This is a genomic window from Micromonospora sp. NPDC049900 (assembly GCF_044461025.1).
Lineage (GTDB): Bacteria > Actinomycetota > Actinomycetes > Mycobacteriales > Micromonosporaceae > Micromonospora.
In genome coordinates this window covers 48470-60885 of record NZ_JBITKM010000012.1, presented here as the reverse complement: position 1 = coordinate 60885, position 12416 = coordinate 48470, and the positions used below count along the sequence as shown (strand labels likewise).

Sequence of the window (12416 nt, the reverse complement as noted above, 5' to 3'; positions counted from 1 at the left end):
AGCAGGTTTAACCAACCTGAAACCGCGCCTGGCCTGCTGTTCGACAGATCATCCGCGCGCTTTCACCCGGTTGACCGGGGTCAGTTCCCCCAGTCAAGTCGCGGGGTGGTCGCCTGGCCGATACGAAAGTGGCCGAGGTCGTCGAGCGCACTGCCGTCCCGCGTGGCGTCCCGCGACACCACCACATGCCGACCGAACTGCGGGGCCAGGGGGCGTCCGACGTCACGCTGCAGCCACAGCCGCAGCAGGTGTCGGCGGCGTTCCGGCTCGGGATGGTCCACGAACTCCGTCCGGGAGTGCAGGGCGGCATAGTTGAGCAGCCACTGCACGTCGCCCGGCTGGAAGTCCATGTGCAGGGCGATTCCCGGCTCCAGGGTGATCGCGTCGAGCAGGTGCAGCAACTCGATCTGCTCGGGCGTGAGACGCGGGACCTCGGGATAGTCCTGCGCCGAGAAGATCATCGGGCTGCCGGCGTACATGCTGAAGACCCCGTCGACGTAGCTGCAGATCGGAGACGTGTAGAACTTCTCCGGTGCGTCGTGGTCCTGCTTGTACCAGTCGAAATAGAAGGGCTCGAACAGCAGTGGCGCGAGATCCGGCCGGCGGCGGGCGACCTCGCGATAGAGGGTGGCACCACTGACCAGACTGCTCGCACCACCTTCCTTCGCCGCCCGCAGGCACATCAGCGCGACCACGTCGGAACTGTCGGAGTGGAACCGCAGACCGTCGCGAATCCGCGAGCCGAGCGCGGTCGGGTCCTCCTTACGGGTCTTGTCCGAGGTGGCCCGGATGTGGTCGAGGACGTCGCCGAGTTCGTTCTGCCGCATCGGCACGCCCAGGTGCAACCCCATCAGGTAGAAGATCGCTCCGGACAACTCGTCGGGATAGTCCTGCACCGGGATGCCCCGCACCAGCGTGAAGCCCCGACCGGCGTCGAGGTCCCGGCCGACCCGGGCGAGTCCGGCAGCCGAAACCGGCAGCGGGTACTCGGCTGCGGTCACCGTACGCAGATCGGGGTTCTCGGCCACGAAGCGCCGCCCCACCTCCTCGAGTTCGGCGATCTCGGCGGCGGAGAGCTGGTAGATCCAGCTCGTGTCGTTTTCCAGTTCGTCACCGCGCCAGGCGGCAGGCCCGGCCACGGGCGGGAGGTCCACATGAGTTGGCATGATTACTCGCCTCGCTTCCGGCGCCCTACGGGGCGCCCTTTCAGTTGTCGCCGACCGCAGCGCTGCCACCAGGGCAGCGGGTGCGGGTTCAGCTACGGCCGAGGACTGGAGGTACCGCTTAACGCGGACCATAACAATGGCCATCTGTCTCGTCAAGAGAGATGACGTTTTGCCCAATGAGACGGTCGGGCTCGCCGGGGAACAGCCGCCGCCGGTGCGGCAGACTGTCCATCGCCCCAGGTCGGGTCACCGTCAGCGCGGCCACCCGGTTGGCGAAGCGCGCCGCCTCCACCACCGACGCGCCGTCGAGTACCGCATCGGCCAACGCCGCACAGAACGCGTCCCCGGCCGCTGTGGTGTCCGCCGCCTCGACCGGTTCCGCCGGCACCAACTCGTACCGGTAATCGTTCACGACCAGGGCACCGTCCGCGCCGAGCGTCACCACGACCTGGCCGCGTACGCCGAGGGATCGTGCCATCGCCGCGAGGGCGTCGAATCCGGGCGCACCCTCCCAGCCGGCCCCGTCCGGCCGCCCGGCACCGACCAACTGCACCAACTCGCCCCGGTTCGGCACGAGCAGGTCCACCCGCCGCAGGATGGCGGCGTCGACCGGCCGGGCCGGCGCCGGGTTGAGCAGCACCAGCCCCTCGGCCAGGCCGACCGCCGCCGCGACGACCTCGGTGGACACCTCGTGCTGCAGCAGGAGACACCGAGCACCGACGAACAGCCGCGACGCCGCCGCGACGTGTCCGGGCGACAGCCAGCCGTTCGCCCCGGGGCTCACCACGATCGTGCTGTCGCCGTCTGCGGTGACCAGGACCACCGCCTGCCCTGTACGGCGTTCCGCCGTGCGGTGCACCGCCGAGATGTCGACTCCCTCCCGGTCGAGCACCGTACGCAACCAGTCACCGTCCGGGTCTTCGCCGACCGCCGCCACCATCGCCACCGAACGGCCCAGCCGGGACGCGGCGACGGCCTGATTGCCGCCTTTACCCCCACATCCGCGGGTCGACTCACCACCGGTGACCGTCTGTCCGTGCGCCGGCAGGTGCCGGACCGGCACCACGACGTCGAGGTTCAGGCTGCCGACCACGACGATCTCGGCGGACTCCGACGTCACGAGCCCGGCCGCCAGGCGGCGTCGGCGAGGTCGCCACGGGGTGGCGCGAACACGTCGACGTTGACGCACGGCCCCTCGGTCGGCTCGATGTGGTGCAGCGCCCCTCGTGGGACCAGCAGGATCCCACCCGGTCCCAACGGATGTGCGACCCCATCGACGTGGTAGTTGCACCTGCCCCGCAGGATCAACACGAGTTGGTCGAAGTCCTCGTGGCGGTGCGGATTCGCCTGCATGCCCACCTGTAGTTCATGCCAGGACAACAGCACCTCGTCGGTGGCGTAGATCTTTCGTCGCACCCCGGGTCGCAGGTCGGTCGCCGGTATGTCGTCCCAGTTGACCGCGACGTGATAGAGCGGGTCGTTGCGCATCGTGCTCCTTCCAGTCGGCCGGGGCCGACAGTCATCGAGGTTCGTCCGGCCGGGACGGCGCGGCGCCGTCGAGGGTGACCGGCCGGTCGGCGTACAGCGGCTCGGCGAGATGACGCAGCGACGACCCCAGTGCCTGCAGGTCGGAGCCGACGACGAGGTAGCGGACCGGGGCCGGACCGAGCCGGCGCAACTGGTCCGGCTCGGCGGTGGCCGACCACGCGCCGAACGCGGCGCCCGCCCGGGTGGCGGCGGACGCGATCTCCGCCAGCCGCCCCGGCAGCGCGGTCCGGTCCTGCCCGCCGGCCCGCAGACTCGCGGCGAGGTCGGTGGTACCGGCGAACACGACGTCGAGTCCGGCCACGATCTCGTCCAGCGGGTCGACGGTGGTCGCCGTCTCGATCTGACCGACCAGCACCGGCGGGTCCGCCGCCTCCCGGCGCAGGTATTCGTCCAGACCGACCATGCCGTACGCCGCCGCCGGATGGGCGAGGCTCAGGCTGCGCTCCCCGACCGGCGGGTAGGCGGTGGCCGCCCGCAGACCTTGCATCTCGGCCCCGGTGCGCAGCATCGGCAGGTGCAGTCCGACGGCACCCGCTTCGAGCAGCCGGTTGATCTCACCGGCGTCGAGGGCGGCGACCCGCACCAACGCGGGCAGCCCGATGCCGGCGGCGTGGCGGACCAGTCCGAGCACGTCCCGGTCGGACAGCGACGAGTGTTCGGCGTCGATCACCACCACGTCGAAGCCGGCCAGGCGGGCCAACTCGACGGAGTCGACGGTGGGCAGCTTGACGAAGGTGCCCACGACCCGGTCCCCGGTAGCCAGTCGGTCACGCAGTCGGCGGCGCCACTCCCAGACGCCCAGGGCGGACATCCCGGCCTCAGACCTGCCGCCGCGACCCACGCCAGGGCGCCGGTTCGACCTGACGCCCGTGGTGCAGCACGACGACCGGCTCCAGGCGTGGCGCGGACAGCTGGTTTCCGGCCGCGTCCGGAAGCACCGTCTCCTCGGTGTCGGCCAGCACTGTCACGTGTGCCGGACCGCCCTCCACCAGCGTGCCGTACCCCTCGGTGTCCAGGCCGAGCAGGCGGGCGGGACGCAGCGTCATCCGCGGCGCGATCTCCTCCATGCTCATGCCCAGTGCCCGCAGCTTGGCGGCGCTGGTGACGAGGTCGAATACCGGCCCCTGCCAGTTGCGGGCACTGGTGTCCGAAGTGAGCAGGTCGGGCAGGAACCCCTCGGCTATGGCGACCCGGGCCACGTCGAAGCTGAGGTTGCTGCGGCCGTGCGCGGAGTCGAAGAGCACGCCGCGCTCCCGGGCCCGCCGGACCTCGGGCAGCACCCGGCCGTCCTGCAGGATGCCGTGCGGCTTGCCGGTGTAGCAGTGGGCCACGATGTCACCCGCGCGCAACAGGTCGAGCACGGCCGGCAGCGGCTCCTCGGTCTCGCCGATGTGCACCATCAACGGCAGCCCGGCCTCCGCGGCCAGTTCCAGGGACATCTTCAGCAGGCGCCGCCACGCACCGCCAAGGACGTCCTCGGACAGCCTGATCTTGAAACCGCGGACCGTCTGCGGGTTCGCGCGGGCCACGTCCAGCGCGTCCTCCGGCACGAGTGTGTCCGGATTGAGCAGCTCACCGAAACGGAAGTCGATCAGGCCGAGCACGGAGACGTTGAGGAAGTTGACCAGCCGCATCTCGGCGGGCGCGACGACGAACCGGGAGAACGCGGCGAAGGTCGACGCGCCGACCGTACCGGCGTCGGCTGCGGCGACCACGCCCCTCCGCAGGTGCGCCTCGTCCGGCGGCGCGCCCACCTTCGACACGTGGGCGAAGATGTGGGTGTGCGCCTCGACCAGTCCGGGCAGCACCCAGTGGCCGGTGCAGTCGATCACCTGCGTCGCACGGCTGCGGTCCAGGCCGACGGCGATCCGTTCGACACGGTCGCCGGAGACCGCGACGTCGGCGACCTGCCGGCCGCCGGTCGCCGGGTCGAGGACCGTGCCGCCGGCGAGAACGAGATCGAACAGGTCGGGTTCGGGTTTCATGGGTTAGTCCCGTCTTTCGCTGTGAGTGGCCGTCGGACCGGCCGGAATGGGGGACCCGGCGGCCGGTCGCCGAAGGCCCGATGCGCCTCGCCGTGGTTACCGCACGACGGGACCGCTCCCCTGGTCGGCGTCGCCGGCGGCGAACAAGGTGCGCAGCGGTAGCACACCGGTGACCGACACCTCCACGACGTCCCCGTCGCGCAGGAAGTCGGACCGGTCTTGTCCGGTGCCGGCCGGCGTACCGGTGAGCACCACGTCGCCCGGCTCCAGGACGCTGTAGTGGGAGATCCGCGCGAGCAGTTCGGGCACCCGGAAGATCTGGTCGTCGATGCGGGAGTGCTGCCGGAGCACGCCGTTGACCCACGTCGACACGCTGGTGCTCGCGCCGGGAAGCGGGCCGGTCAGCTCTCGAACGGAGCTGCCCAGCGCGCCGAAGCCGGCGAAGCTCTTGGCCAGGCTCGGGTTGCCGGTGACCGCCATGACGTCGCGGGCGGTCAGGTCGTTCGCCGCGGTCACTCCGGCGAGGTAGGACCAGACGTCAGCCGCCGGAACACCGGACATCCGGCGTCCGACCACGACGGCCAGTTCACCCTCGTAGTCCACCTGCCGACTGGCCGCGGGCAGCGTCACGGTGGCGCCCGGTCCCGACACCGCAGCCGGGGACCGCAGGAAGAGCACCGGACTCTCGGGTACGGCCCGACCGGTCTGCGCGACCTTGGAGTGGTAGTTGAGCCCCACCCCCCAGAAGGCCCGAGCACTGGCCAGCGGACAGCTCAGTGCCGACCCGAGCCCGTCGAACGGCCACCGCTCGCGCACCCGGGCCGCCCGTACCGGGGCCCACCCCTCCCCGATCGCGAGCATGGCCGCCACGTCGGGGTAGGGCAGATCGAGAAGGGCCACCTCGGCACCTTCCAGCAGGCCGAGACCGTGTCCGGTCGCTACCAGGTTCATGCCAGGGATCTTTTTATTCGAGATGCCATCTTGTCAAGTGAAACGATGGCAACGTGCTGGACGGCCACCGGCAGGGCTCAGACCCGGGGGCGGCGCAGCCGGAGCAGGCACGGAAGGGCACCCGGGCAGCCAGCCTCGCCGGCTGGCCCGCATCGTCGGTACGCACGACCGCCGACACCGGCGGACCGGCCGGTGTGCCGGAACCTTGTCAGTCGGAAAGGTCGCCGAGTTCGCGGGACAGCGCCGCAGCCGCCCGCCGCAACGCCTCGACGGGCGCACTGAGCGCGCCGCCCTCCAGGCTGACCGTCGTGCCCAGCACAGCCATCGCGGCGACGACCTGGCCCCGCTCGAAGACGGGGGCGGCGAAGACCCGGACCCCGAAGTCCTCCGGCGAGTTCTCGGCCACACCGGCCCGCCGAATCTCCTCTGCCACCTGGCGCGCCTGCGCCGACGGCCGCAGCCGTCGGACCGACGCCGGAAGCTCCGCACCGGGCAGGAAGGTGGTGAACACCCGACCCTGGGCGGAACGGAGCAGGTCCAGTTGCACGCCGGTCCGCACACTGAGCCGCACGTCACCGGAGGTGTTGTCGACGCACCGGACCACCACCGGGCTCTCCCCGTTCCAGACGCTGAGCACGACGGTGTGGTCGGCCTCGGCCAGCAGCCGTTGCATGTGCGGTTCGGCGGCGGTGACGATCGGCAACGCCGCCCGCGCCGCAGCTTCCAGCGCGAGCAGTTGCGGACCGAGCGAGTAGCGCGACTCGGCCGGGTCGTACCGCAGCAGGCTCGCGGCCCGCAGGGCGCGGGCGTACCGGTGGGCGGTCGCCTTGCTGACCGCCATCGCCTCCGTGATCTCGGCCAGGCTCAGTCGAGGCCGGGCCGGGGTGAACGCACCGAGGATGAGCGCGGCCCGTTGCACGGTCTGGATGGCCGGCCCGTCCGCAGTCGGGTCGTCGGCTCGTCGCCGTGCCATGCACCGCCTCCGCGCAATCGTCGTCGCCATGACTCTACTCCCGGCCGACCACGGCGCCGCGACACCGTTGCGGCTTCCTTGCGGGCCGACGGATCAGGCGTCCGAGGAGTGTCCGGGGACGGTGCTCTTCGTCGGGTCGATCAGCGGGACGAGGTTGTTCACCGCGGTCGCCGCCTCCCCGAAGCCCACCGATATCAGCCGCACCTTCCCCTCGTAGTCGGCGATGTCACCGGCCGCGTACACCCGGTCGAGGTTGGTGCGCATCGACCGATCCACCAGGATGTGCCGGCGCCCCAACTCCAGGCCCCAGTCGCGCATCGGCCCTAGATCGGCGATGAAGCCGAGCGCCGCCACCACCTCCTGGGCCTCGACCGTGATCTGTCGCCCGGCACCCGTCTCGGCGAGGGCGACCCCGGTCACCCGATCATCGCCGGCCAGTCCCACCACCTCGAACGGGGTGAGTACCCGCACCGGGGACGCTTTCAGCATGGCGACGCTGCGCTCATGGGCGCGAAAGGACGGACGACGGTGCACCAGGGTCACCGATCGGGCGATCGGGTGCAGCGCCAACGCCCAGTCCACGGCGGAGTCCCCGCCGCCCACCACGACGACGTCGGCGCCGGACAGTTCGTCCGGCCGGGGTACGAAGTAGCGCAGTCCCCGACCGGCGTAGTCAGACCCGACCGGCAACTCGCGAGGTGTGAACGTACCGATGCCAGCGGTGAGCAGCACCGCCCTGGCCCGTACCACGGTTCCCGCGTCGGTCCCCAACTCCACCCCGTCCGGACCGGTCCGCAAGGTGACCACGCTCTCGCCCAGCACCCAGTGCGGATCGGCAGTGCCGGCCTGCGCCACCAGGGCGTCGACCAGGCTCTGTCCACGTACCGCCGGAATCCCGGCGATGTCGAAGATCTCCTTCTCCGGGTACAGGGCGGCGATCTGCCCACCCGGCAGTGGAAGGGAGTCGATGACCGCCACCGTCATCGCCCGGAACCCGGCGTAGTACGCGCCGTACAGACCGGTCGGGCCGGCGCCGACGATCGCCAGGTCGACCTCGTACCGCCCGGCTGCGGTGCTCACACGCCACCATCGGCCACGACGTCCGGATGGTCGTGGCCGATCCGGCCGATCTTCCGCGCCCCGCCGGGCGAACCGATGTCACCGAAGAACTCGGCGTTGACGCGGGCGAACCGGCTGGCCGTAGCCGGCAGGTCCCCGTCGTGAAAGATCGAGGTGACCGGGCAGACCGGCTCACAGCGGCCACAGTCCACGCACTCGTCCGGATTGATGTACATCATCCGGTCGCCCTCGTAGATGCAGTCGACCGGGCACTCCTCGACGCAGGACCGGTCCTGAATGTCAAGACAGGCGTCGGTCACGACGTAGACCATGGTTCCTCCCTGTTCAGCCACGCGTGGGCCGTCTCGTCGTAGCCAACCGCAGATCACCGAACCATGTCAACATGCGAGATGGCATCTCGCATAGGTTACGCTAGTCGGGTGGCGGACCCGAACCTGACGTCGCTCCAACGCAGCGCCGACCGAACGATCGATGCCCGATCGGTCGTTGCCGCGCTCCGCGCCATGTCCTGGCGGGCCAGCCCTCGCGGCCGGGAACGCGCCCTGGCCGAACGGCTGGCCCGCTGGTCGCGACTGCGGTGGCCGGATCTCGACTGGCAGGTTGATCCCGTCGGTCGTACCGGCGCGAACCTGCGCTGCCGCTCGGTGCGCGACGTCGCCGACGAACTACTGATCTACTCCCACCTCGACACGTCCCTGACCGGCGAGGGCGCGACGGACCGGGCAGTGACCGGCATCGACACCCCACCACCCCGCCTGGTCGTCGACCGGCGTGGGGACCGGTTGGCCGGCTTCGGCCTCGGCGTGGCACGCGGCCCGGCAGCCGCCGCGCTGGTCGGTTTCGCGGCGGCCAGCGGAGCGGTCCGCCAGGCCCGCCTGCCGCACCAGCTCACTCTCCTGCTGGCCAGCGCCGGGACACACGGTTCGCCCTACGGCCCGCAGGGATCCGATGTCCCGCCGTCGGGCCTGGCGCACTACCTCGACACCGACCGCCCGGCAGCCGCGGTGGTGGCCAAGAGCGGCCCGGCGGGAATCCTGCACGAGGAGCCCGGAGCCATGTTCGTGCGGGTCACGCTTCGCACCCGCATGCGGCCGGTGCTCGCCCGCGACCAGGCAGCGCCCGCCGGGGGTCCGCTCGCCCACCTCGGCGCGGTGCTTCGCATCCTGGAGCGGTGGCGGATCGACCACGTCCGAACCCGGCGACCGGGCGACCGGCAGATGGCCGCCGAGGCGGCGGTGGGCGCGGTGCACTCCGGACTGGCCGGCAAGCCGGACATCCTGCCCGGCATCGTCGAACTGCACCTCTACGTGATCACCGCAAGCGGCGACGATCCCGATCGCATCCGCCGCGACATCCACACCCGACTCGTCCGGGGGCTCGCCAACGGGCCGCTGGCCGATTGCGCGATCACGGTTGACGGACACGTCGTGCAGACTGCCGGCCGCACCGCACCGGATCGCCCCGTGGTCAGGCACGCGCACGCCGCCTGGCGGCTCACCCAGCAGACCCCACCCGCGCCGATCTCCGGCTGGAAGGGCTCCACCGACGGCGCGGCCCTGCGCGCGGCCGGGATCGACACGGCCCGGGTGGGTCCCCGCCCCGGAACCGACCCGCAAGACCCTCGCGTCGACGTGCTCGCCGTGTCGGATCTCGTGCGTTTTGCCCGTCTCTACGCTCACATCTTGCTGCGGCACGCGACTGCCGGACGCACGGCAGTCGACCGCTAGCGTATTACATGCCAGAATGATGTCTCGCAGAACGAAACAGTGGGGCGGCAGGCTGCGGTCCGACGAGAGAAAGGGCCCTGCATGGCCGACGACGTGGTGGCCACTCCCGGCCCCGGCCCGACCGAGCCGGGTACGCCGGCAATCCAGACCGTACAACGCGCCGCGATGATCCTCAGTGCGTTCACCGCCAGCCGCCCCAGACTCACCCTGAACGAACTCACCGCCAGCCTCGGCACCAGCAAGGCCACGGCCCACCGTTACACCAAGGCGCTACGCGAGAGCAACTTGCTGCGTTACGACGACCGCGAAGGGCTCTACTCCTTGGGGCCGCAGATTCTCACCCTGTCGGCCGCCGCCCGCGCCGGCCTGCCGGTGATCACTATCGCCGGCCCGTACATGCAGGCACTGGTTCGCGCGGTTGACGAGACCGTCGTACTCAGCGTCTGGGACGGCGACACCGCCGTGGTGGTCCGCGCCGACGACAACACCGACCGGGTGATCCGGGTCAGCGTCCGCACCGGCTCACGGCTGTCACGCACCGAGTCCGCCCAGGGCCGGGTCTTCTGCGCCCACCTCCCCTCCGAGGAGATCCCGGGACTGGACGCCGACCTACAGAGCTCCGAGGAACTGCGCCAGGAGATCAAGAAGATCCGGCACGAGGGGATCTCCGCGAACACCCCCTCCACCAACGGCGTACGCAGCATCGCCGCCCCCGTGTTCCGGGGAGCCACGCTCGTGGCCGCCATCGCCATCGTGGGCACCACCACGTCCGTACCCGAAGGCACGGACTCGCCGCTGGCACAGCAGCTCAAGCGGACCGCAGCGGCGATCAGCGCCGAACTGGGCAACATCGATCCACCCGGCTGACCACGGACCTGCCCCACCTGCACACCTTCACCCGCGGCCTCGGCCTGGACCCTCCGTCACCGCCGAAGGTGAGACAGGCCCTCGTGGACAGCGGCCGTCCTCAGGTGCCCGCTGGCCCGGCCCCGGCGGCGCCTATCCCGAGGGCACTGGCGCAGAGGTACGCAATTTGACACAGCTCTTCCATCTGATCGCGCTTGGCCGCACCACCGTGGTCCTGCCCGAGTCCTGTCGCCCCAACCTGCTCGAGGGCCTGGCCGCCGTACCGGTTCTCGACGCGCCGACCGTGACGACCGTCATCGCCTGGCCGCCACACAGCCGCTCCCGGGCACTCGCCGACCTCGTCCGCACAGCCACCGGCCGCCGAGCCTCATCAGGCACGACCCGGGACGTGCCCGGCCCGACTGTCCGTAAGCGATCAGAAGGTGAGGACGGGGCGTCCACGGACGCCGCCAGCGGCGAGATAGCGGTGCGCCTCGGCGGCGTGTTCGGCGGGGAAGGTTTTGGCGACCCGCAGGCTGAGCACGCCCGACTCGGCTTGATCGCGCAGCCGGGTGAGAGTCTCGGTGTCGGTGAACCGGGTGGAGACCACGACGGGTGACCAGCGCAGGCCCCGTTCGGTGGTGCCACTGTGCAGGGTGACCGAGGCGATGGTGCCGCCGTCCCGTACGGCCGGTGCGACCGCGCCGTCGAGCCCTGCCGCGTCGATCACACCGTCAGCCCCGTCCGGCCGGATGCGGCGCACGTGGTCGGCGAACCCGGCGCCGCGGGCCACGATGTGGTCGGCGCCGAAACCGGCCACCAGGTCGCGGTCACGGTCGGAGGCGTCTGCGATCACCGTCACACCGTCGGCCCGGGCAAGCTGCACGGCATAGCCGCCGACGGCACCGGCCGCGCCGGTGACCGCGACCGTCTGGCCGGGTGCGAGGTGCAGCGCGTCCAGGGCCATCCGGGCGGTCAACGCGTTCATCAACAGCGTGGACGCCGCGATCGGATCCGCCCCCGCCGGGGCGCGCACCACCGATTCCGCCGGGGCGACGACGTACTCGGCCTGAGCCCCTTCGGTCTTGCGTGTGGGCAGGACCGCGATCACCTCCGTGCCCACAGCCAGCTCGGGCCGCACACCCTCGCCCACCGCGTCCACCACACCAGCGGCGTCGCCGCCCACCACGTAGCCATCGGAGAGCGGGAACGCATTCGGATACTTCCGGCGGGCGACGCCGGACCGAATGTTCAGATCCGCCGGGTTGACGGCGGCGGCAGCGACCTTGATCCGCACCTGACCTGGACCTGGCTGCGGCTGCGGCAACTCTAAGATCTGCATCACCTCGGGCCCGCCGAAGTCCGTGAAACCGACCGCTCGCATAGTTCCTCCCGTGCTCGCACCGTGGCGCCGAGCGAGCCACCACCAATATGACACTCCAAGAGTGACATATAAACCCACAAACCGCTACTCCATGGATTACACTTCGCACGGACGGTAGGAGGGAGGCCAGACATTGCCGGACCTGCGGTTTCCCGCACTACTCGACGTCATGATGGCGCTCGCCGCCGCCGATCAGGACACTCGCCCGGTGCGCAGCTCCGCCGAACTCGCCGAGGCACTGGACATCAATCCCGTACTGGTCCGACGCCTCACCGCCCCGCTGATCCGCGCCGGACTGCTCACCTCGACCCATGGCCGAAACGGCGGCCTACACCTGGCCACACCCCCCGACCGCATCACGCTGCGCGACATCTACCTCGCCGCCGTGGGCGACAAACCGTTGTGGGACAACCGGCGAACCGAGTGCCAGAGCTACCTCAACACCGGCCACGGCCGCGAGTTCCTCACCCAGGTACACGACCAGGCCGAAGAGGCGATCCTGCAGGTCCTGGCCAGCCACACCCTCGCAAGCTGTCATCAACACATCCTCGGAACCACGACCGCACAACGGCCGGGAGTGTGGATCTAACGGTGCTTCCGGCCTGACCTGCCGGGCAGGGCACTCGCCGACGCGCTGAAACCGGCGTGGATCGCAAGCACGTCGCACCAACGGCCCCGCCTTGTGCTCCACATGAGCGACCCGGCCCCGGCGAGGGCACTGGGGGCGACGTTCGCCATCGCGCTTCGCACCCGGGA

The 12416-nt window shown here is 70.8% G+C and carries 13 protein-coding genes; 3 read left to right on the top strand and 10 right to left on the bottom strand.

Going from position 1 to position 12416, the window contains the following annotated elements; translation table 11 throughout:
* Nucleotides 1–80: 80 nt before the first annotated feature.
* The 9 genes from ACIBMZ_RS23140 to fdxA form a co-directional block, all read right to left on the bottom strand.
* Complete coding sequence (locus ACIBMZ_RS23140; RefSeq protein WP_396697035.1) at nt 81–1166, bottom strand: TauD/TfdA family dioxygenase; 1086 nt, start codon at nt 1164–1166, stop codon at nt 81–83.
* Nucleotides 1167–1284: 118 nt separating this feature from the next.
* Nucleotides 1285–2286, bottom strand: a complete 1002-nt coding sequence (locus ACIBMZ_RS23135; RefSeq protein ID WP_396697033.1) for a ribokinase — start codon at nt 2284–2286, stop codon at nt 1285–1287.
* Entirely contained in the window at nt 2283–2654 is a 372-nt protein-coding gene (locus ACIBMZ_RS23130) for a cupin domain-containing protein (RefSeq protein WP_396697031.1), read from the bottom strand. Before ACIBMZ_RS23130 ends, ACIBMZ_RS23135 begins: the two co-directional genes overlap by 4 nt.
* Nucleotides 2655–2685: 31 nt before the next feature.
* Nucleotides 2686–3525 (bottom strand): HpcH/HpaI aldolase/citrate lyase family protein, encoded by an 840-nt coding sequence (locus tag ACIBMZ_RS23125; RefSeq protein WP_396697029.1) that lies wholly within the window; start codon nt 3523–3525, stop codon nt 2686–2688.
* A gap of 7 nt (nt 3526–3532) precedes the next feature.
* Nucleotides 3533–4699, bottom strand: coding sequence for a hypothetical protein (locus ACIBMZ_RS23120; protein ID WP_396697027.1), 1167 nt, complete (start codon nt 4697–4699; stop codon nt 3533–3535).
* A gap of 96 nt (nt 4700–4795) precedes the next feature.
* Nucleotides 4796–5650, bottom strand: coding sequence for a fumarylacetoacetate hydrolase family protein (locus ACIBMZ_RS23115; protein WP_396697025.1), 855 nt, complete (start codon nt 5648–5650; stop codon nt 4796–4798).
* A 208-nt stretch (nt 5651–5858) separates the two neighbouring features.
* The gene (locus tag ACIBMZ_RS23110; protein ID WP_396697023.1) at nt 5859–6623 is read right to left on the bottom strand and encodes an IclR family transcriptional regulator; all 765 of its coding nucleotides are present in this window, start codon (nt 6621–6623) and stop codon (nt 5859–5861) included.
* Nucleotides 6624–6716: 93 nt separating this feature from the next.
* Nucleotides 6717–7703, bottom strand: coding sequence for an NAD(P)/FAD-dependent oxidoreductase (locus tag ACIBMZ_RS23105; RefSeq protein ID WP_396697021.1), 987 nt, complete (start codon nt 7701–7703; stop codon nt 6717–6719).
* Nucleotides 7700–8014 (bottom strand): ferredoxin, encoded by a 315-nt coding sequence (fdxA, locus tag ACIBMZ_RS23100; protein WP_396697019.1) that lies wholly within the window; start codon nt 8012–8014, stop codon nt 7700–7702. The genes ACIBMZ_RS23105 and fdxA overlap by 4 nt, the downstream gene beginning before the upstream one ends.
* 108 nt (nt 8015–8122) lie before the next feature.
* Between fdxA and ACIBMZ_RS23095 the strand changes: the two genes are divergently transcribed.
* The gene (locus ACIBMZ_RS23095) at nt 8123–9430 is read left to right on the top strand and encodes a hypothetical protein (RefSeq protein ID WP_396697017.1); all 1308 of its coding nucleotides are present in this window, start codon (nt 8123–8125) and stop codon (nt 9428–9430) included.
* An 81-nt stretch (nt 9431–9511) separates the two neighbouring features.
* On the top strand, nt 9512–10297 hold the full coding sequence (locus ACIBMZ_RS23090) for an IclR family transcriptional regulator (protein WP_396697015.1): 786 nt from the start codon (nt 9512–9514) through the stop codon (nt 10295–10297).
* Nucleotides 10298–10712: 415 nt separating this feature from the next.
* On the opposite strand, the gene ACIBMZ_RS23085 is transcribed toward ACIBMZ_RS23090, so the two are convergent.
* Nucleotides 10713–11573 (bottom strand): zinc-binding dehydrogenase, encoded by an 861-nt coding sequence (locus ACIBMZ_RS23085; protein WP_396697013.1) that lies wholly within the window; start codon nt 11571–11573, stop codon nt 10713–10715.
* Nucleotides 11574–11829: 256 nt separating this feature from the next.
* On the opposite strand from ACIBMZ_RS23085, the gene ACIBMZ_RS23080 reads away from it, so the two are divergent.
* Nucleotides 11830–12249 carry an RrF2 family transcriptional regulator gene (locus ACIBMZ_RS23080; protein WP_396697011.1) on the top strand — a complete coding sequence of 140 codons (420 nt, stop codon included), beginning with the start codon at nt 11830–11832 and terminating at the stop codon, nt 12247–12249.
* Nucleotides 12250–12416: the final 167 nt, after the last annotated feature.